Source organism: Kosakonia sp. MH5, from assembly GCF_009935945.1.
GTDB classification, from domain to species: Bacteria; Pseudomonadota; Gammaproteobacteria; order Enterobacterales; family Enterobacteriaceae; genus Kosakonia; species Kosakonia radicincitans.
Window position 1 is genome coordinate 303,663 of the sequence record NZ_QODH01000007.1, and the last position, 21,008, is coordinate 324,670.

At 54.6% G+C, this 21,008-nt stretch carries 18 protein-coding genes and 1 riboswitch; of the genes, 6 read left to right on the plus strand and 12 right to left on the minus strand.

The features are described from left to right. Positions 1 to 102 precede the first annotated feature (102 nt). Complete coding sequence (locus DK872_RS19245; protein WP_007372424.1) at positions 103 to 471, minus strand: diacylglycerol kinase; 369 nt, start codon at positions 469 to 471, stop codon at positions 103 to 105. Positions 472 to 603: 132 nt separating this feature from the next. On the opposite strand from DK872_RS19245, the gene plsB reads away from it, so the two are divergent. Further along, positions 604 to 3,027: a glycerol-3-phosphate 1-O-acyltransferase PlsB gene (gene plsB, locus DK872_RS19250; protein ID WP_161518713.1), complete on the plus strand. Its 2,424-nt coding sequence runs from the start codon at positions 604 to 606 to the stop codon at positions 3,025 to 3,027. 103 nt (positions 3,028 to 3,130) lie between these two features. On the opposite strand, the gene ubiA is transcribed toward plsB, so the two are convergent. The 5 genes from ubiA to malK all read right to left on the minus strand — a co-directional run bounded on the left by ubiA (position 3,131) and on the right by malK (position 8,265). Next, entirely contained in the window at positions 3,131 to 4,000 is an 870-nt protein-coding gene (ubiA, locus tag DK872_RS19255; protein WP_035889711.1) for a 4-hydroxybenzoate octaprenyltransferase, read from the minus strand. A 12-nt stretch (positions 4,001 to 4,012) separates the two neighbouring features. Continuing rightward, positions 4,013 to 4,510 carry a chorismate lyase gene (gene ubiC / locus DK872_RS19260; protein WP_071921808.1) on the minus strand — a complete coding sequence of 166 codons (498 nt, stop codon included), beginning with the start codon at positions 4,508 to 4,510 and terminating at the stop codon, positions 4,013 to 4,015. Between the two features lie 181 nt (positions 4,511 to 4,691). After that, positions 4,692 to 5,639, minus strand: coding sequence for a maltose operon protein MalM (malM, locus tag DK872_RS19265; protein WP_071921807.1), 948 nt, complete (start codon positions 5,637 to 5,639; stop codon positions 4,692 to 4,694). A gap of 111 nt (positions 5,640 to 5,750) precedes the next feature. Continuing rightward, positions 5,751 to 7,079, minus strand: coding sequence for a maltoporin (locus DK872_RS19270; RefSeq protein WP_007372418.1), 1,329 nt, complete (start codon positions 7,077 to 7,079; stop codon positions 5,751 to 5,753). A gap of 76 nt (positions 7,080 to 7,155) precedes the next feature. After that, on the minus strand, positions 7,156 to 8,265 hold the full coding sequence (malK, locus tag DK872_RS19275) for a maltose/maltodextrin ABC transporter ATP-binding protein MalK (RefSeq protein ID WP_007372417.1): 1,110 nt from the start codon (positions 8,263 to 8,265) through the stop codon (positions 7,156 to 7,158). A gap of 371 nt (positions 8,266 to 8,636) precedes the next feature. Here malK and malE point away from each other — a divergent pair, with 371 nt between their 5' ends. From malE to malG, 3 genes are all read left to right on the plus strand, one after another. Next, positions 8,637 to 9,827, plus strand: a complete 1,191-nt coding sequence (malE, locus tag DK872_RS19280; protein WP_007372416.1) for a maltose/maltodextrin ABC transporter substrate-binding protein MalE — start codon at positions 8,637 to 8,639, stop codon at positions 9,825 to 9,827. A 189-nt stretch (positions 9,828 to 10,016) separates the two neighbouring features. After that, positions 10,017 to 11,561 (plus strand): maltose ABC transporter permease MalF, encoded by a 1,545-nt coding sequence (gene malF / locus DK872_RS19285; protein ID WP_007372415.1) that lies wholly within the window; start codon positions 10,017 to 10,019, stop codon positions 11,559 to 11,561. Between the two features lie 13 nt (positions 11,562 to 11,574). Then, complete coding sequence (gene malG / locus DK872_RS19290) at positions 11,575 to 12,465, plus strand: maltose ABC transporter permease MalG (RefSeq protein ID WP_007372414.1); 891 nt, start codon at positions 11,575 to 11,577, stop codon at positions 12,463 to 12,465. 202 nt (positions 12,466 to 12,667) lie between these two features. Here the strand turns inward: malG and psiE are convergent, their stop codons facing one another. Further along, positions 12,668 to 13,078: a phosphate-starvation-inducible protein PsiE gene (gene psiE, locus DK872_RS19295; protein ID WP_007372412.1), complete on the minus strand. Its 411-nt coding sequence runs from the start codon at positions 13,076 to 13,078 to the stop codon at positions 12,668 to 12,670. Positions 13,079 to 13,216: 138 nt separating this feature from the next. Between psiE and DK872_RS19300 the strand changes: the two genes are divergently transcribed. Together DK872_RS19300 and DK872_RS19305 are read left to right on the plus strand one after the other, a co-directional pair. Then, the gene (locus tag DK872_RS19300; protein WP_007372411.1) at positions 13,217 to 13,726 is read left to right on the plus strand and encodes a GNAT family N-acetyltransferase; all 510 of its coding nucleotides are present in this window, start codon (positions 13,217 to 13,219) and stop codon (positions 13,724 to 13,726) included. 10 nt (positions 13,727 to 13,736) lie between these two features. Further along, positions 13,737 to 14,198, plus strand: coding sequence for an acyltransferase (locus tag DK872_RS19305; protein ID WP_035889709.1), 462 nt, complete (start codon positions 13,737 to 13,739; stop codon positions 14,196 to 14,198). A 34-nt stretch (positions 14,199 to 14,232) separates the two neighbouring features. Here DK872_RS19305 and DK872_RS19310 read toward each other — a convergent pair whose 3' ends face one another. The 5 genes from DK872_RS19310 to pgi form a co-directional block, all read right to left on the minus strand. After that, entirely contained in the window at positions 14,233 to 16,323 is a 2,091-nt protein-coding gene (locus DK872_RS19310; RefSeq protein WP_007372409.1) for a YjbH domain-containing protein, read from the minus strand. A gap of 2 nt (positions 16,324 to 16,325) precedes the next feature. Continuing rightward, positions 16,326 to 17,063 (minus strand): capsule biosynthesis GfcC D2 domain-containing protein, encoded by a 738-nt coding sequence (locus tag DK872_RS19315; RefSeq protein WP_079517097.1) that lies wholly within the window; start codon positions 17,061 to 17,063, stop codon positions 16,326 to 16,328. Then, entirely contained in the window at positions 17,060 to 17,698 is a 639-nt protein-coding gene (locus tag DK872_RS19320; RefSeq protein ID WP_007372407.1) for a YjbF family lipoprotein, read from the minus strand. The genes DK872_RS19315 and DK872_RS19320 overlap by 4 nt, the downstream gene beginning before the upstream one ends. A 65-nt stretch (positions 17,699 to 17,763) precedes the next feature. Next, positions 17,764 to 18,006 carry an exopolysaccharide production protein YjbE gene (yjbE, locus tag DK872_RS19325; protein WP_007372406.1) on the minus strand — a complete coding sequence of 81 codons (243 nt, stop codon included), beginning with the start codon at positions 18,004 to 18,006 and terminating at the stop codon, positions 17,764 to 17,766. 452 nt (positions 18,007 to 18,458) lie between these two features. After that, a complete protein-coding gene (pgi, locus tag DK872_RS19330) occupies positions 18,459 to 20,108 on the minus strand; it encodes a glucose-6-phosphate isomerase (RefSeq protein ID WP_007372405.1) in 1,650 nt (549 codons plus the stop codon). A 628-nt stretch (positions 20,109 to 20,736) separates the two neighbouring features. Further along, a riboswitch (Lysine riboswitch) is annotated at positions 20,737 to 20,932 on the plus strand. Positions 20,933 to 21,008 lie beyond the last annotated feature (76 nt).

The window sequence follows — 21,008 nt, forward strand, 5'->3', positions numbered from 1 at the left end:
CCCTGGGTGTATATACAGTTATGCTGTGAGTATATACAGTCAAAGGCGATTTTGGAACCAAATTTAAGCAAAAAACCAGGGAGTTATTGATTTCTGGAAGCGTTATCGAAAATGCGACCAAAGAAGCGAGATCCAGGTAAACAGCGCCAGCAGGATCGACATCAGCACTGCCGCCGATCCCATATCCTTCGCCCGACCGGAAAGTTCGTGAAATTCAGAACCAATTCGGTCTACGACAGCTTCAATTGCACTATTTAGGATTTCAACAATCATTACTAGCGACACCGAGCTAATCAGCAATACCCGTGTGACCGTGTCAATGTCCAGCCAGCAAGCAATAATGATAGCTAAAACAACGGCTACCAGCTCCTGACGGAAGGCGGCTTCATTGATCCATGCAGCGCGAACGCCCTTCCATGAGTAACCTGCTGCTTTAATGATTCGGGTAATTCCGGTGGTATTATTGGCCATGAAAAGAACCTTTTTATGTAATAAACGTCAATGTCTACATCAGCGTACTGAGGTACAACAGAAATTACGTGCGCTTTCTGATATTCTTGCGGCGCAATGGCACTATTATTAACCAGAGGCTTTTCATCTTTTATGTCCGGTTGGCCACGAATTTACTACAAATTACTGAATTTACCATTAAGTGTACTGGTAAAAAGTAAATCGATACCTGCAGAACCTGCACAGGAACTGGGTCTCGATACTTCACGTCCTATTATGTACGTGCTGCCTTATAACTCTAAGGCAGATTTGATGACGTTGCGTGCTCAGTGTCTGGCGCACGAACTGCCCGATCCCCTGGAACCCCTGGAAATCGACGGCGTATTACTGCCGCGTTTCGTGTTTATTCATGGCGGGCCGCGCGTGTTTACCTATTACACGCCAAAAGAAGAGTCCATCAAACTGTTCCACGACTACCTGGATTTACACCGCAGCCATCCGGATCTGGATGTGCAAATGGTGCCGGTATCGGTGATGTTTGGCCGCTCTCCGGGGCGTGAAAAAGGCGAGATTAATCCGTCGCTGCGCATGCTGAACGGCATCCAGAAATTCTTCGCGATCTCCTGGCTTGGCCGCGATAGCTTTGTGCGCTTCTCGCCGCCCGTCTCCCTGCGCCGCATGGCGACCGAGCACGGCACCGATAAAATTATCGCGCAGAAACTGGCGCGTGTGGCGCGTATGCATTTCGCGCGACAGCGTCTGGCCGCCGTTGGGCCGCGTCTGCCGGCGCGTCAGGATCTGTTCAATAAGCTGCTCTCTTCTAAAGCGATTGCCCGTGCGGTCGAAGACGAAGCGCGCAGCAAAAAAATCTCTCACGACAAAGCGCAGCAAAACGCTATCGCGCTGATGGAAGAGATTGCCGCCAACTTCTCGTACGAAATGATCCGTCTGACCGACCGTATCCTCGGCTTTACCTGGAACCGTCTCTATCAGGGGATCAACGTGCACAACGCCGAACGCGTGCGCCAGCTTGCGCACGACGGCCATGAGATTGTCTATGTGCCCTGCCATCGCAGCCATATGGACTATCTGCTGCTCTCATATGTGCTCTATCACCAGGGGCTGGTACCGCCGCACATTGCCGCAGGCATCAACCTGAACTTCTGGCCCGCCGGGCCGATTTTCCGCCGCCTGGGCGCCTTCTTTATTCGCCGTACCTTTAAAGGCAACAAACTCTACTCCACTGTGTTCCGCGAATATCTGGGCGAACTGTTCAGCCGCGGTTATTCGGTTGAGTATTTCGTCGAGGGTGGTCGTTCACGTACCGGGCGTTTGCTGGACCCGAAAACCGGTACGCTGTCGATGACCATCCAGGCGATGCTGCGCGGCGGTACGCGCCCGATCACGCTGGTACCGATTTATATCGGTTATGAGCATGTGATGGAGGTGGGTACCTATGCGAAAGAGCTGCGCGGCGCAACCAAAGAGAAAGAGAGCCTGGTGCAGATGGTGCGCGGGCTGAGCAAGCTGCGCAATCTGGGGCAAGGTTATGTGAACTTCGGTGAACCCATTCCGCTGATGAACTACCTGAATCACCATGTTCCGGAGTGGCGCGAATCTATCGATCCCATCGAAGCGATTCGCCCGGCATGGCTGACGCCGACGGTAAATAACATTGCCGCCGATTTGATGGTTCGCATTAACAATGCCGGTGCGGCCAACGCCATGAACCTGTGCTGTACGGCGCTGCTGGCATCGCGCCAGCGTTCGTTGACGCGCGAGCAGTTAACCGAACAACTCAGTTGCTACCTCGAACTGATGCGCAATGTGCCTTACTCGCCGGATTCAACAACGCCTGCCGCCAGCGCGGACGCGCTTATCGACCACGCGTTGCAGATGAATAAGTTCGAAGTCGAGAAAGACACCATCGGCGATATCATTATTCTGCCGCGCGAACAGGCAGTATTGATGACCTATTACCGCAACAACATTGCCCACATGCTGATGCTGCCGTCGCTGATGGCGGCGATCGTGACCCAGCATCGCGCCATCTCCCGTAGCGATATTCTGCGTCACGTTGAGCTGCTCTATCCGCTGCTGAAAGCCGAACTGTTCCTGCGCTGGGAAAAAGCCGAGCTGGCGGAAGTGCTGGAAAACCTGACGCAAGAGCTGCTGCGCCAGGGCTTAATTACCGTCAAAGACGATCTCCTGAGCATCAACCCGGCCCATTCCCGGACGCTGCAACTGCTGGCCGCCGGTGCGCGCGAGACGTTACAGCGCTATGCCATCACCTTCTGGCTGCTTGGCAACACGCCGTCAATGAACCGCAGCACGCTGGAAAAAGAGAGCCGCACGCTGGCGCAACGTCTGTCTGTGCTGCATGGCATCAACGCGCCGGAATTCTTCGACAAAGCGGTATTCTCCACGCTGGTGTTAACGCTGCGTGATGAAGGGTATATCAGCGACAGCGGCGATGCAGACCCGACGCGAACGCTGGGCGTTTACCAGATGCTGGCAGACTTGATAACGTCGGATGTGCGTCTGACGATTGAAAGCGCGACGCAAGCGGAAGTGTAAGCCGGGACGTATCCGCCGGATGTCGCTTGCGCTTATCCGGCCTGTGGGATGAGAGAACCCCGCAGGCCGGATAACATGCAGCCGCGTCCGGCAGTTTTTAGATTCAGTGCAGGTAACTAAAAGCCAGCCCTAAAAACAGCACCAGCCCCACGTAGTTGTTATTCATAAAAGCTTTAAAACAGGCGTCGCGTTCGCGCCCCGCAATCAATATCTGTTGATAAACAAACAGCACGCCCGCCACCAGTACCGCAGCGTAATACGCCCAGCCCAGCCCGTTCAGCCAGCCAATGGACGCCATCAGCGCCAGCACGGCAACCTGCAAAATACCAATAATTAGCTTGTCGTAGCGACCAAACAAAATCGCCGTCGACTTGATGCCAATCTTCACATCATCATCGCGATCAACCATAGCGTACTGGGTATCGTAGGCCACCGCCCACAGAATATTGGCGAAAAACATGGTCCAGCAGCTTAGCGGTACAGATTCGCTTACAGCTGCAAACGCCATCGGAATTGACCAGCCAAATGCCGCGCCGAGCACCACCTGCGGCAGATGCGTGTAGCGCTTCATAAACGGATAAACCCACGCCAGCGCCAGCGCCGCCACCGACAGCAGGATGGTCATCATATTCAGCGTCAGCACCAGCGCAAAGGCCAGCAGCACCAGAACAACAAACAACACCCGCGCTTCATTTTCCGTGACCGCGCCGCTGGGCAGCGGTCGGTTCGCCGTGCGTTTAACATGCCCGTCGAATTTGCGATCTGCGTAATCATTCACCACGCAGCCCGCCGCGCGCATCAGCCAGACGCCCGCAACAAACACCAGTAAGATCCACAGCGGCGGCACGCCAGGCGTTGCCACCCATAACGCCCACAGCGTTGGCCACAACAGCAGCAACGCGCCAATCGGTTTGTCCGTACGCATAAGCCTGTGAAAGGCTAACAACTTAGTCTGCGTGAGACTCCACTCCATTCTATTTTCCTCTTAGTACAGCGGCGACGCAGGCAAAAACAGTTCTGTAAGCATCAAGGGTTTCCCCCCCAGACGCAGGCGGGAACGCCGTCCCCACAGCTGCTCATAACGGCCAATATCAATAAAATCACGCGTAAGCGTTGAAGAGGTAAAGAGATATCGCCCAAGCGGCGTATTGCCCAGCCGTTGCAGCGCCATCTCCGGGCCACTCAGGGTCGATTCCGGCACAACGGTGCGCCCGGCAAGCCAGGGTTCACCATCTGCGCAAAGGATAATCTCCCGTAACCAGTAACGTGCCTCTTCCGGTAAATGTGCGCGTTCGGGCGCAATCTCGTCCGCCGTGACAAAGCCTTCCTGAATCAATGTGACGCTGACTTTTTTACCTTGCTGCTCAAAACGTTTGGTCATTGAATCTTCCAGCAACAGCCAGTCCAGCAGTTGTGGTTCCAGTTCGGGTATTGCGTCTACATAGCGCAGCGCACGCAATTGCGTAAGCGCAGGGTGTGACATGCCTTACTCTCCGGTACATAACGTAGCAATAGTGTATCGCAGAACAGGCAGGCTCGTGCGGGGAAACTTCAAACGGTTTTCATCAGCGCAACAGATGCGCAACAGCGCGCATCTGCGCCGGAAAAAGGGTGCGCCAGGCGACGCACCAGTTACTGCAAAATATCGGCAGTGCGGGGATGGGTTACCCCTTGCCTTTTACACTGCTGATAAAAGTGGCACGGGCGGTTTTCGACCCGAGGCGTTCAGCTTCATTCAACAATTTCAGCGCTTTATCAATATCGCCTTTGGCAGCGGCCTGTTTGATGGCCTGATTGAAATAACTCTCCGTATCATTCAGCATTGGCTCGCTTTTCGCGGCTGGCGCAGGAGCAACAGCCGGAGCCGCTACCGGCGCAGGTTGTGCGCTGTAGACCGGCGCCGCAGTGTTACCCACGGTGACCGGGCCTGGGCCAGAAGAGCCAAACAGCGGGCCGACCAGCACGCTGGAACCGCTGCTGTTTTTCACTTTCAGCGTCAGTTTCCCGTCAGTGCCGTGCTTCGCAATAGGATCAGGAATATCCGGCACCGCATTGCCGGTGCCTTTGGCATAGGCTTTTGCCGGATCGATTAATTTCGTAGTGCGCTGTAAGTCGTTGTTTGTAGTAAAAACAAGTACATATATTTTTTGTTGTCCCAGCGCAGGCGTCAGGCGCATTACCCCTTCCAGACGATCGGCGCTCATCACACCGGGTTCCTGGTAGGTAAAGTATTCGCTGGGGAAATAGGCTGAAGGCGTCATGTTTTGATCAAGAATCAGCACGTTCGGCGCAAATACGCTGGTTTGCTTATCCACTTCGCTGGTTAACGTCAGCGTCAGTTCGCCGATGTTCGCCGGTACGCTCCACGCCGCAACCGGGCCGCTAATACCCGGCACATCGAGGCGTTGACCGCCGGTTGCCAGCTGCGTGGATTGAGTTTTCGATTGATCGACCGGCGTCCAGGTCAGTTGCTGTAATGCCGATGCCGGAATTGACGGCGCGGCGGTGGTGTTTTGCGGGACAAAATTGACATCAGCGAAGCTAACCCCGGGAGCGCCCGCCAGTAAACCGGCGGTCAGGCACAGGGCGACGAGACTTTTTTTCATTTTCATTGTTATCACCTTTTCTGCACGGGAACAGCGAACGCCAGGCAATAGCGCGCTGACCCAAGGGTTGAGGGGCTTGCGCCCCTCTTTTGGTCATTACGTCAGGTTAAGCGTGGATTACCACCAGATTTCCATCTGTGCGCCGAAGCTCCACTCATCGTTGTCGCCACGGCTGGTGGTGGTGAAACCAGAGTCGTTCGCCGCAGCGAAGCGCGTTACAGAATCACCGTTTTTGATGTAGCCCCATTTCTCATCCCATTTCGCATAGGTAGCAAAAATACGAATTGCCGGACGAGACCAGATGCTGTCGCCTGCCTGCCATTGCTGTGCAAGGGTGATTTTGTACTGGCTGTTTCTGTCGCCGGTTTGCTGGGATTTCACGTTGTCGTAACCCACTTCCAGCAGGGTGCTCATGATTGGCGTCCATTTGTACATTGGACGAACGCCCACGGTCCACCAGTCGGTGCCGAGTTTAGAATCGAGATCCTGTTTCTGATACATACCGACATACATCAGGTCCCATTTCTCACTCAGCGTGATTGCACCGTGATCCAGCACGCGCCACAGCTTACCGTCGTTGTTACCACCGACGAAATCGTCATAGTCGCCGGATTGGTAAGTCCCTTGCGGAATACCTTTACCCTGCGTGGTCATGGCATCGGTTGCGTACTGCAGAACAAACTTGTTGTAGCCTTTCAGCATGCTCTGGGTATGTTCAGCAGTGAACATCCAGCCATCTTTCGAATCGTTGTCGTTCACATAGCGGTAATTGTCGGTTTTGTTTGCCCGACCGTAATCAAAGCCCAGTTCCAGCATGCCGTCCGGGTTGGTCTGAAGACCGGCTAAACGCACATCGAAGACGTCGTTGGCGGTATCTTTAACCACGTCATACACGCCCGGGCTACTGAAGGTAACAGAGCCGCCAGATTCAGAAGAACGGGTTGCCGCCAGAGAGAGTTTACCGAAGCCAAGATCGACGTTTTCCAGACCTGCGCCCGGGCCGGAGATATCCCAGTAGTAGAAGTCGATCATGTGCACATCATGACGCTGGTAGAAGCGTTTACCGGCCCAGATGGTGGCACCTGGCAGCGCATCGATCAGGTTTTTACCCTGTACGTTCGCTTCACGGAAAGCCGGGCTGGTGGCTTCCCAGTCATTTTGCTGTGACACGGAGTAGGCCACGTTCGTGTCGAAGTAGAAGCTCTTATCGCCCTCTTTCCACACTTCCTGGCCGAGTTTTAATTCTGCGTAGGTTTCACATTCGTTACCGAGACGGTATTTAGCACCTGCACCGGTCGCCTGGAAGCATTGCTGCTCGCCGCCGCTGCCGGTCCAGCCGATGCCGGAACGCGCGTAACCTTTGAAGTCGACGGCGCCCGCCTGCGCAGACAAAATGCCTGCGGTAATGGCGAGAGCCAGGGGTAGTTTGCGCAGAGTAATCATCATTCTATCTCCTGAGATCATTGCTTTTCTGTTTACACTTGGCCCTGGAAGGGTTGGTGTAAGTTTTTTTGGGGTACGCTCAAACACCCGGCTCTTTGTGTAACCGGCGGCAGGCGGTGCCATCTTCACGGAACAGATGGCAGCGCTCCGGCGGTAAGCCGATAGCGAATGTGGCACCCTCTTCTACCAGCACGACGTCAGTCTGGCGGTAGACCAGGTTCTGGCGTATTGCGGGGATCTGGATATGAATTTGTGTTTCGTGACCAAGCTGTTCTACGACCTGCACTTCCCCTTCCAGCGTGACATCGGCGATGTCGCTTGGAAGTAGATGCTCCGGGCGAATGCCCAAAGACATATTCGCGCCGACCTGCACATTGGCGCTGTCCACCGGCAGCCAAACCTGCTGGCGGTTAGGCAGCTCAACCTGCACCTGTTCAATGGCGGTGGCCGTCACTTTTACCGGCAGGAAATTCATCTTCGGCGAGCCAATAAAGCCCGCAACAAAGCGGTCAGCCGGGTAGTGATAGAGTTCCAGTGGTTTCCCGACCTGCGCTACGCGACCGGCGTCCAGCACCACAATCTTGTCGGCCAGCGTCATGGCTTCGACCTGATCGTGGGTGACGTAAATCATCGTGCGGCCAAGGCGTTTATGCAGACGGGAGATCTCAATACGCATCTGCACGCGCAGCGCGGCATCAAGGTTGGAAAGGGGTTCATCAAGTAAGAAGACGCTGGGTTCAGCCACCAGCGTACGACCAATCGCCACGCGCTGGCGCTGGCCGCCAGAGAGCGCTTTCGGTTTGCGTTCCAGCAAGTGCGCCAGTTGCAACACCTCCGCCACCTGAGTGACGCGCGATTTAATGATCTCTTTTTTCGCACCCGCTAACTTCAGGCCGAAAGACATGTTTTCCGCTACCGACAGGTGCGGATAAAGCGCGTAGGACTGAAATACCATCCCGACGCCGCGTTCGGCGGGGGGAACATCATTCATGCGGGTATCGCCGATAAACAACTCCCCGCTGGTAATGGTTTCCAGCCCGGCAATCATGCGCAGCAGCGTCGATTTACCACAGCCTGACGGGCCGACAAACACCACAAATTCACCTTCGTGAATGTCGAGATTGATCTCTTTTGAGACCACTACATCGCCCCAGGCTTTCGTTACGTTACGAAGCTGTACGCTCGCCATGCCCTTCTCCCTTCGTTACAACCTGTCACCAACAGAAACATTCAACGTTGGCTGACTATGGGGCATCAGTACAGCGGGCGAATCCTCCACCCCTGCGGTTTTTTATGGGGGAGGAGGCGGGAGGATGAGAAGGTTTGCTCTGCACCCCGTATCGCCGGGTGACAGGCATTTTCGTGACGCAACCTGCAAAAATCGGCTCTTTTTTATGTGCTCTGACACACATAATGAAAATCTATGTAACACAGATCACACAAATCGCCCCAGGGGCGTAGGGATAAGGAGGATGAGAAGTACTTGTCAAAAAAGGAGACTAATCCCGTCAGACCACCTTGCACGTATCCACGAGCACATCACCAAATAGGACGGGATATATGAAAATCAAAACAGGCGCACGCATCCTCGCATTGTCCGCACTGGCGACGATGATGTTCTCCGCCTCTGCCCTCGCCAAAATCGAAGAAGGTAAGCTGGTTATCTGGATCAATGGCGATAAAGGCTATAACGGCCTTGCTGAAGTGGGTAAGAAATTCGAGAAAGACACCGGCATCAAAGTGACGGTTGAACATCCGGACAAGCTGGAAGAGAAATTCCCGCAGGTTGCCGCGACAGGCGATGGCCCGGACATTATCTTCTGGGCGCACGACCGCTTTGGCGGCTACGCGCAATCTGGCCTGCTGGCAGAAGTCACGCCGGACAAAGCCTTCCAGGACAAGCTGTTCCCCTTCACCTGGGACGCCGTGCGCTACAACGGCAAATTAATCGCTTACCCGATTGCTGTCGAATCGCTGTCGCTGATTTATAACAAAGACCTCGTACCGAACCCGCCAAAAACCTGGGAAGAGATCCCGGCGCTGGATAAACAGCTGAAAGCGAAAGGTAAGAGCGCGCTGATGTTTAACCTGCAAGAACCGTACTTCACCTGGCCGCTGATCGCTGCCGACGGCGGTTACGCGTTCAAGTATGAAAACGGCAAATACGATGTGAAAGATGTCGGCGTTGACAATGCAGGCGCGAAAGCGGGCCTCGGCTTCCTCGTCAAGCTGATTAAAGATAAACACATGAATGCCGACACGGATTACTCCATCGCTGAAGCGGCGTTCAACAAAGGCGAAACCGCGCTGACCATCAATGGTCCGTGGGCATGGGCCAACATTGATAAGAGCAAGATCAATTACGGCGTCGCACCGCTGCCAACCTTCCACGGTAAACCATCCAAACCGTTCGTCGGCGTGCTGAGCGCAGGCATTAACGCCGCCAGCCCGAACAAAGAACTGGCAAAAGAGTTCCTGGAAAACTACCTGCTGACCGATGCCGGTCTGGCGGATGTCAACAAGGACAAACCGCTGGGCGCCGTAGCGCTGAAATCGTACCAGGAAGAGTTAGCGAAAGATCCGCGCATTGCTGCCACCATGGCTAACGCAAAAACCGGTGAAATTATGCCGAACATCCCGCAGATGGCCGCCTTCTGGTATGCCACCCGCACTGCCGTTATCAATGCCGTGAGCGATCGTCAGACCGTTGATGCTGCACTGAAAGACGCGCAGGGTCGTATTACCAAGTAAAAATGTGAATGCCTTATCCCCGGAAAAGGATAAGGCAACCTGGACAGTTGTATACACGGCATTATTCGCGCGACATCGCGGCGGCAAGGTTGTGTATCCCCGGGCGCTTACAAAAGTAAGTGACTGGGGTGCGCAACCGTAGCCAACAAAGAGGCCGCGTGAAGAGTGCCGCGTAGAGAGGAAATCCCCATGGATGTTGTAAAGAAGCGCCATTGGTGGCAAAGCCCACAGCTTGCCTGGACCGTCATTACCCTGATCGGGCTGCTGGTGGCATACCTTGTCGTTATGATGTATGCCCAGGGGGAATACCTTTTCGCCATTACCACGCTCGTGCTCAGTTCGGCGGGCCTGTATATTTTCGCCAACCGTAAAACCTACGCCTGGCGCTATGTTTATCCGGGCATGGCCGGGATGGGGCTGTTCGTCCTGTTCCCGCTGATTTGTACGATCGCCATCGCCTTTACCAACTACAGCAGTACCAACCAGTTAACGCAGGAACGCGCGCAGCAGGTGCTGCTCGATCGCTCCTTCCAGGCGGGAAAAGCCTACAACTTTGGTCTTTATCCGGAAGGGGATGAATGGCGGCTGGCGCTCACCGATGGCGACAGCGGCAAAAATTACCTCTCCGACGCCTTTAAACCTGGCGGTGAACAGCAACTGGCTCTGAAAGAGGTGCCAGCGTTGCCGACCGGTGAACGCGCTAATTTGCGTGTCATTACGCAAAATCGTCAGGCGCTGAACCAGCTTACCGCCATCCTGCCGGATGAGAGCAAAGTGATAATGAGCTCGCTGCGCCAGTTTTCCGGCACTCGCCCGCTCTACCAGCTCGCGCAGGACGGTACGCTGACCAACAACCAGAGCGGCGCCAAATACCGGCCAAATAACGACATCGGTTTCTACCAGGCGATTAATGCTGACGGTAGCTGGGGCAGCGAAAAACTCAGCCCTGGCTATACGGTGACCATCGGCTGGGATAACTTCACCCGCGTCTTTACCGATGAAGGTATCCAGAAACCGTTTATCGAGATCTTTATCTGGACGGTGATCTTCTCCATTCTCACGGTGGTGCTGACCGTCGCCGTCGGCATGGTGCTGGCCTGCGTTGTGCAGTGGGAGTCGCTGAAAGGCAAAGCGATTTACCGCGTGCTGCTGATTCTGCCTTACGCGGTGCCGTCGTTTATCTCGATCCTGATCTTTAAAGGGCTGTTTAACCAGAGCTTCGGTGAGATCAACATGATGCTGAGCGCGCTGTTCGGCATTAAACCGGCCTGGTTCAGCGATCCGACCACTGCCCGCGCGATGATCGTGATCGTTAACACCTGGCTTGGCTATCCCTACATGATGATCCTTTGCATGGGGCTGCTGAAAGCGATCCCGGACGATCTGTATGAAGCCTCGGCAATGGATGGCGCCGGGCCGTTGCAGAACTTTTTCCGCATCACTTTCCCGCTGTTGATTAAGCCGCTGACGCCGCTGATGATCGCCAGTTTTGCCTTTAACTTTAACAACTTCGTGCTGATCCAGTTGCTGACCAACGGCGGGCCGGACCGCATCGGCACCACCACTCCGGCGGGTTATACCGACCTGCTGGTGAGCTACACCTACCGCATCGCCTTTGAAGGCGGCGGCGGTCAGGACTTTGGGCTTGCAGCCGCTATCGCCACGCTGATTTTCCTGCTGGTAGGCGCGCTGGCTATCGTCAACCTGAAAGCCACGCGCATGAAATTCGATTAAGGAGGACGACATTATGGCTATGGTGCAGGCAAAATCGCAGAAGCTGCGGCTGTTTATCACCCATGCGTTACTGCTGGTGTTTATTGCCGCCATCATGTTCCCGCTGCTGATGGTGGTCGCCATTTCGCTGCGTGAAGGTAACTTCGCTACCGGCAGCCTGATCCCGGATAACATCTCCTGGGAGCACTGGCGACTGGCGCTGGGTTTTAGCGTCGAGCATGCCGACGGGCGTGTCACTCCGCCGCCGTTCCCGGTGCTGCTGTGGCTGTGGAACTCGGTGAAAATCGCCGCCATTACTGCCGTGGGCATTGTCGCGCTCTCCACTACCTGCGCATACGCGTTCGCCCGTATGCGTTTTCCCGGCAAAGCGACGCTGCTGAAAGGGATGCTGATTTTCCAGATGTTCCCGGCGGTGTTATCGCTGGTGGCGCTGTATGCGTTGTTTGATCGTCTGGGACAGTACGTGCCGTTTATCGGCCTGAATACGCACGGTGGGGTGATCTTTGCTTATCTTGGCGGGATTGCACTGCATGTGTGGACGATTAAGGGCTATTTCGAAACTATCGACAGCTCGCTGGAAGAAGCCGCTGCGCTGGATGGCGCCACGCCGTGGCAGGCGTTTCGCCTGGTGCTGCTGCCGCTGTCGGTGCCGATCCTGGCGGTGGTCTTTATTCTGTCGTTTATCGCGGCCATCACCGAAGTTCCGGTGGCCTCGCTGCTGCTGCGCGATGTCAACAGCTACACGCTGGCGGTCGGCATGCAGCAATACCTCAACCCGCAAAACTATCTGTGGGGCGATTTTGCCGCTGCGGCGGTGCTCTCCGCCATTCCGATTACGCTGGTGTTCCTGCTGGCGCAGCGCTGGCTGGTCAACGGCCTGACCGCAGGCGGAGTAAAAGGTTAACTTTCATCGTTGTTATCACGCCCTAAGTATTTCGGGTTAGAGCAAGGCGGCGACTGCACGAAACCCCGGGAGCTTACTGAAGTAAGTGACTGGGGTGAGTAAAGGAAGCCAACACAGCTATCACCCGAAAGATGACGGGCGTTGCCACTGCACCCTCAACTTAACTTGTGAAGTCGTTGGCGGCCCGAAAGGCCGCCTTTTTTTATTCGCGCTTCAGCCGTTGGGAGTTACATAACCACAGGGTGATCACCAGTAGCAGGATCGCCGCAGAGTAGATCAGCACATCCATCGGCGACTGATGATCGACGATGATCAACCGCACGATCGCGGTGATGCCGATATAGATAAAGTAGCGCAGCGGGAAATGAAAACCGGACTGAAAGTACTTCACAATCAGTGCGATAAATTCAAAATAAAGGAAGTAGACCACCAGCCCTTCCACCAGCTCATACTTGCTGGTCTGCACCGGCGAAAACAGCACATCCGCCAGATGCAGCGTCTCTTTGCCAAGAAAAACAATCAGGATCAGCCCCAGGCTCAGCAGACCCAGGTTCAGCACGGTCTGCAAAATAGTAGAAACAAACTCAGCGCGTGGACGAGTTAGCGACGTCATAACAGCACCTCATTTTATGTGGGGAATCTCCTGTATAACGTAAAAATGTGATCTGGATCTACATTATTTACTTATCTTTTGTGACAGCGCGTGGTGACATGTCTGGCTAGCCGTTTTCATGCAAGAGGAAAAAAGAGCATGCTTACAATGCGTAAAGCATCCGTGGACGACGCGGCGTTAATCAGCGAAATGGGGTTTGCCAGCTACATGCATCACTTTGCTCATCTGTGGCGCGAGCAGAGCGAATTACAGGATTTCCTCCGGCAAGAGTATGCCGTGCCGGTGCTGCAACAGAGCTTACAGGATGAAAAAAGTTGCTGGTTCATTGCCAGCGATCCCTCGCCGGTTGGCTTTGCCAAAGTCTCCTGGCATCGCGCTGTCGATGAACATGGCCCAGTGGGAACGCTGCTGCATAAACTCTATTTTCTGCCGGGCAAAACCGGCCTCGGCTACGGCGAAACGCTGCTGACGGAGATCGCGCGCGTGGCGAAAAGCCGTGGCGAAACCGCGCTCTGGCTGGAGGTACTTGATGCGAATCCCAATGCCCATCGCTTTTATCTCCGCCAGGGATTCACGCACCTGAAAGAGACCTTGTTTAGTACCCCTTCTCAGCAAAGTACACTGCACATTCTCTGTAAACCGCTCTAAAGGAGTCAGCATGCCTACCGCTACCGTGCGCCAGTCCGCCATCCGCAACGTGACCTGCGGCGAGAACGTGGTGATTTACGAACCCGCCAATCTGTATGACTGCATTCTCGGCGACAATGTGTTTGTCGGCCCGTTTGTGGAAATTCAGGGCCATACGCGAATTGGCCAGGGGAGCAAAATTGAGTCGCACAGCTTCATCTGCGAGTACGTGACTCTTGGCGAGCGTTGCTTTATCGGCCATGGCGTGATGTTCGCTAACGACATGTTCCGCGATGGCAAGCCCAATCCCGATCGCGAAAGCTGGGGACGCATTGTGATTGGCAATGATGTTTCTGTCGGTAGCGGCGCCACGATCCTGGCCGTCACCATTTGCGATGGTTGCGTTATCGGCGCGGGCAGCGTGGTAACGAAATCGTTGCACGAGAAAGGGGTCTATGCGGGAAATCCGGCGCGGTTACTGCGGCGACTGTGAAAAGCCCCCTCTCCGCCGGAGAGGGGGTGAAGGATTACTGGAAGTTGATCGTCTTATCGTTGGTCATATCATAAAGCTCAAACTTACGGCCCAGTTTCTGGCCGCCGTCACGCGTCAACGGCGTCCAGCCAACGGCTGCGCGGCTGCGGGTCGGGCCGGTCGTGAACAAATCCAACGGTACAGAGACATACACCCCTTTGGTGAACTCCCCTTCCCCGTACTGCGCCGCCGAAACGTTGGTCTTCGTGGCATACGCGCCAATGACCACGCCGCTATCAAAGTGTTTCGAGACATCCAGCGTAACGCCTTTATCCCCTGCCAGATACTGCCCGGCGCTCGCTTTAATCAGCACATCGTCGGCGAACCACGGCGTCCAGTACGCGGTGAAGTGGCCGGTTTTCACGCTGTAATCGGTGAACTTCATCATGTCCTGCGGGCTGCGCCAGTCGCGCTGTTTCACGTAGTTGCCATCAATACCGAACGCCCAGTGGCTGTCGACCGGACGCCACAGCACTTCCGCACCCGCGCCGCCAAACATGGTTTCAAGGTAACCGGCATACACCTGACCATAGAAATTATTCCCCAGGTAGTGCATGTAGTTCGCTTGCATGTTGTTGACGTAGTAGTCATTTTGCACATATTCACGCACGCGGGTACGCACGCGCGGCAATGCCGAATCGCTGGAGGTATAGCTGAATTTATCGTAGTTGTTAGCCACGTTGGCGAACAGACTGCCGGTGGTCAGTAAATGATCGGTCCACCACCAGTCGGCGGTTGCCATCACACCAACCTGATACATGTAGAAACTTTCCGGGCCGCCGAATGACTGGTTCAACACCGGATCGATATGGAAATCGAATGACGATTTATCGATATACCAGCCCTGCTCTGTGCTGTCCGGCACAATTGGCGTGACCCGTTTCTGCACCAGCTCTGTATCCTGCCCCAGCGGCTCCCCTTCCAGATGGCGCTTCAGGCTGGCGACATCCGTTTCGGTGGTGACGATCGGCATGTTAAGGCTATTTTCCGTCACGCGGATGGTGCGAATGCCATCCGGCAAGTCATTCATGATGATACGGTTTGCCCGCTCAATCCCTTCCTGGGTGTTACGGTATTTCACCTGCTGACCGGTCACATAGAGCGTATCGCCTTTCACCTGGATCTGCGGATCGGCAAAACCAGCGTTATATTTCAACAGAGTAAGCTGATTAGCCACCACCGAATGTTGCAGGATCGCGTCCTGCGGCTGCGGCTGATACTTCGGCCGCGGCGCATCGTTGTAAGCGGGACGTAAGTCGTTGAAATTATTGCGCAGGGTAAAACCAAACATCCAGGTGTTGCCGCGCTCATAGCTCAGGTTAATGTCGGCCCAGTCGGTAATGCGGTAGATCGCGCCAACGTTCACTTTGCTGCGCTGCGGCAGTTTCCCGGCATAATCCTGCTGATAGTTGTTACCTTCATACTCCAGTTTTAAACGCAGTGGGTTCCAGGGGGTCTGATATTCAACCCCACCAAACAGAGCCGTCGGGCCGCGAAACATCTGGCTGGTATCGGTGGAGCCCGCCTGTTTATAGCTGGTGTCGCGCGTACAGTATTTCTCGTCATAAGAGCAGAGCGGGTTTTTGATATTGCCGCTGGTGCCCAGATAACCCCAGCCGATACCGAGAGAGAAATCGAACGGCCCCCAGGCTTTGCTGGCAACCAGATATTCGCCGTCAAACAGCCCTGTCCCGCCGATATCCCGCGCGCCGAGGGAGACTTCCGGTAGCCAGTAGCCTTCCTGCCACAAACGCAGTTTCACATCGAAGGCTTTATCTTTGTAGGTCTGATTGCCGGAGAAGGCTTCCACCGAGCTATATTTGCGTGTGCGCACGTCGGTATAACGTAGCGTCGTTTCCAGCCACGGGAAAAGTTGTATCGAGCCAGAATAGAAACGGTACTGATTGTTATCGCGGTAGTTAAAACTCAATTCACCTTCGCGCGACATGCGTGCGGTTGGTGTTTGCAGCAATCCCACGCCGCCAAAGTCCGACTGGGATGGCCCCACCGGATCAGGATAAGATTCTGCGTGACAGGCTGCGCTAATTCCCAGCGCCAACAGGCTTATTACAAACGATTTTTTCATTATTATTCCGGTATCCGATGCGTCAGTGACTGAAGGATGTCGGCATTCAGTTCGTCATATTCGTTGCTCCACACCCCCGGAGCGAAGCCAACGAAAATCACGCTGCCGGGCATCGGCTCTACGTGGCGGCGGTTCCAGTAAGCAACCGGCACTTTTTGTGTCTGACCGGTGGGGTAAATCACCCACGCATAGCTGCGTTCCGCGCCGCTGAGCAGGCTCATATCATCCAGGTAACTCACCACATCCCTGCCTGGTGTAAACGGTTTTTTCCCTGGGCTGCTAATCAGCCCTACCACGGTAATCGTGGCCGGTTGCGGCCCCACCCACAGCGAGTATTCACCCTCCAGCGGACGGTTCGCCAGCCGGTGCGTACGAACGTAATCCGGGTCAAGATTGACTATCTGCCTGCCGGTCACTTTCACCGCCTGCAACTGCTGGCGCAGTGAATTGATGGCAGCGGCAGTGTTACCGCTTTCGTCAGCAGCAAGCGTGCTCAGGCGCGTTAACAACACCTGATGCCGGGCCTGCTCCGCCTGCGTGGCGTGACGTTCACTGACCACGGCACCGGGCCACCAGCTATCCGCAAGCCGGGGTTGCCCGACCAGATCGCTCAAACGCGCAGCGTTGGATAACGTTTTCGGTTTGCTGTCGCCAGCGACGTAGACATTCACCGTCCCGGTGGCCAGCGCGAGCGGAGAAGCGAGGCTGGCTAATAACAGAAGAAAAGTGCGCATCGTCATTGTTTAGCCGCCTTAATCAGTGTGGTCTTCACCGGGAACCAGTCTGCGCCTAGATACTGCTCCGACTGCCTGATTACCCCGGCGTCATCCACCCAGAAGCGGTTGCGCCAGCTCTTTTCGTCTGTGGTGACATCCTCGTCGAGAATACGCACCGCGGTGACATCATTCGCCAGCTTGATGGTGTCGGTGCCGTTCCAGTGGAAGACAGAGCGTGCGGTGGCATAGCGCACCTGTTTGTGCTCCGTCCAGCCCATGGTGCGCGTCCAGCTTGCACCATCAATAATTTGATTCGGTTTTGCCAGCGGATCGGATGCCAGGTTATTCACTTCAATCAGGTTATCGCCGCTGAGTTGTGTTTTTACGATGCGGTAATGCTGCGTCACGATAGTCGCCTGATCCTGCGTTACCCATTTCTGCTGACCGTTTTCGTCGAAAGCGAGCACCACAAACAGTTGCGGGCCGTTGTTAAGCTGCATGTACTGGCTGGCATAGGGCATGTTGAGAATGTCTTCATCTGTCAGTTGCACGCCTGGCACGCCAAAAACGCTATCCCACAGTGAATTTCCCAGGCCTTTGATTTGGCCGGAACATGCCTGAAGCAGCAGGCAAATTAAAATAATACCAGGTCGCTTCACGACTCTTCTCCGAGAGGGGCGGAAATAACCACACCGAAGTGTGGTTATAGTTAATGTACCCGTGATTACTGAGTACTTGTGGTCGTGGTGGTCGTGGTTCCCGTGTTGGAGCCATCACCGCCACCGGTTGCCGCCAGCGCGACACCCACCGCAGACCCTACGGTGCTGACGCTCGTCGCAGCAGAACTACCTGCCGAGACAGAGGTCGCTGCCGACCCTGCCGCTTCACCGATTTGCACCGGTGCAGCAAAAGCAGAAGTCGCCGCAAGCGCGGATATGGCAAAAATGCCATACAGGACTTTTTTCATATCAATTTCCCTTCATTGAATGAATGGAGATTTACCTGAAAAAACTCAGGCGATATCGAGTATACACAACTAAAGCAGATGAATTACGCAACGGGAAATAGCGGGGAATCTTTTAGGAGAATTGGCAAATAAGGTACACCTGAGAAAGTAATTACATAAAAATGTGATGTAATTCAAACAATTAAATAATGACGAAAGGTTGATACAATAAGGCTAGTCCTAAAATGTATAGTAATACCTGGAAGTAATGACAGCTTTTTCAGATAAACCTGATCCCCGATATCTGCCGAAGAGAATCATCTCTGTCGCCATAATTTAGCAAAGGGGAAATATCAATATCAGAATCGCTTATATATTGTGGAAACCCGGAAAGCAATATATATGCGCAGGGGATTAATATATTCGGCAGGCAAAAAAAGCGCCGCCGAAGCGACGCTTTGTCGATGGTTCTATTAGCCGCGCCAGGATTTGTAGCGGTTAATCAGACCGTTGGTTGAACTGTCATGGCTGGAGATGGCTTTATCATCGCCCAGCTCAGGCAGAATGCGGTTCGCCAGCTGTTTACCCAGCTCCACGCCCCACTGGTCAAAGGTGAAGATATTGAGGATAGCGCCCTGGGTGAAGATCTTGTGCTCGTAGAGCGCAATCAATGCACCGAGGCTAAACGGTGTGATTTCACGCAGCAGGATGGAGTTGGTCGGACGGTTGCCTTCAAACACTTTGAACGGCACAACGTGTTCCAGTGTGGCCGGATCTTTACCCTGATCACGATATTCCTGCTCAACCACTTCACGGGATTTGCCAAACGCCAGCGCTTCGGTCTGTGCGAAGAAGTTAGACAGCAGCTTCTGGTGATGATCGGAAAGCGCGTTGTGGGTGATGGCCGGCGCGATGAAATCACACGGCACCATTTTGGTTCCCTGGTGAATCAGCTGATAGAACGCGTGCTGACCGTTAGTTCCCGGCTCACCCCAGATAATCGGGCCGGTCTGGTAATCCACGGCGTTGCCGTTACGGTCAACATATTTACCGTTAGATTCCATGTTGCCCTGCTGGAAGTAGGCGGCAAAGCGGTGCATGTACTGGTCGTACGGCAGGATCGCTTCGGTTTCAGCACCGAAGAAGTTGTTGTACCAGATGCCGATCAGCGCCAGCAGCACCGGCAGGTTTTTCGACAGCTCAGTGGTGGAGAAGTGTTTGTCCATCGCGTGAGCGCCGGAGAGCAGCTCAACAAAGTTGTCGAAGCCCACGGAGAGGATGATCGACAGACCGATGGCAGACCACAGCGAGTAGCGGCCGCCCACCCAATCCCAGAATTCAAACATGTTCGCGGTGTCGATACCAAACTCACCAACCGCTTTGCCGTTGGTGGAGAGTGCGGCGAAGTGTTTCGCAACGTGTTTTTCGTCACCGGCGGTTTTCAGGAACCAGTCGCGCGCGCTGTGAGCGTTGGTCATGGTTTCCTGGGTAGTGAAGGTTTTAGAGGCCACGAGGAACAGCGTGGTTTCCGGGTTCACTTTTTTCAGCACTTCGGCGATATGCGTACCATCGACGTTAGAGACGAAATGCATGTTCAGGTGATTTTTGTAAGGGCGCAGTGCTTCGGTGACCATAAACGGACCGAGGTCGGAGCCGCCAATACCGATGTTCACCACGTCAGTGATCGGTTTGCCGGTATAGCCTTTCCATGCGCCTGAAATGATCGCTTCAGAGAAGGTTTTCATCTTCTCCAGCACAGCGTTCACTTCCGGCATCACATCTTTGCCATCAACCAGAATCGGGGTATTGCTACGGTTACGCAGCGCAACGTGCAGGACGGCGCGATCTTCGGTGCGGTTAATCTTTTCGCCGGAGAACATGGACTTAATGGCCGCTGTCAGCTCTGTCTCTTTGGCGAGCGCCAGCAGTTTATCCAGAGTCTCTTGCGTGATGCGGTTTTTGGAGAAATCCACCAGCATCAGATCATCGAAGGTTGCGGAAAACTTACTAAAACGGTCGCCGTCTTTCGCGAACAGATCCGCGATAGTGACGTCCTTCATGTCAGCGTAGTGTTTTTGTAATGCCTGCCAGGCAGAGGTCTGCGTTGGGTTGATGTTTTTCATAGCAATACTCTTCTGATTTGAGAATTGTGACTGCGGTCGATTGTAGCGCCTGCCGGGGAAAATTGTGATGGTTTTTGTGCCCGCCCCTCTGTTCTGCGGCTCAAGCACGGCGAAAATGGCCGATTATCCGCATAACATAAGCCATTTTACTGATTGCGAAAGCCGCATGAAAAATCCGCATAATCCCGGCGTTGACAGCGCCCCCGCTAACCCTTTATTTATAACCACACTTCTTGCGCGCGGGCGCAGAAGAAGCTTGCCGGATGGCGCTGCGTTTATCCGGCCTACAGAGTATGTAGGTCCGACACGCACACCGCCACCGGCCAGTTTTAAGTTACCCGAGCCAACGCCGCTTCAGTGCGAGAGACGACGGTAATGTATTACCAATGCATTTCGTGTTGTGGCAAGGCGGCAACTGAGCGCATCCCCGGGAGCTTACATCGGTAAGTGACCGGGGTAAGTGAAGGCAGCCAACACCGCCACGGCGCGGCAAGCGAAGGTAAGTATTACCAACGCATTTCGTGTTGTGGCAAGGCGGCAACTGAGCGCATCCCCGGGAGCTTACATCGGTAAGTGACCGGGGTAAGTGAAGGCAGCCAACACCGCCACGGCGCGAAAGGCGAAGGTAATAGCCAGAAGAGGCGCGTTGCCCAGGTACACGGTGTTCGAAGTGCCAGACTAAAGAAAACACCTGAGGGGGAGTAACGCCGAGATAACAAAGCGCCTGGCAGCGTTCGTTATCGGCTACAGAGGCTGAATCCTCTGGGTTGTCACCAGAAACGTTCGCAGTCGGGCGTTTCGCAAGGTGGAGCGCTTCTGGGGAAAACGTAGTTGTTTTGCTATCTGCGCCACCCCTGTTTTTCGCTCTTCCCTTGTGCCAAGGCTGAATATTGGATCCCC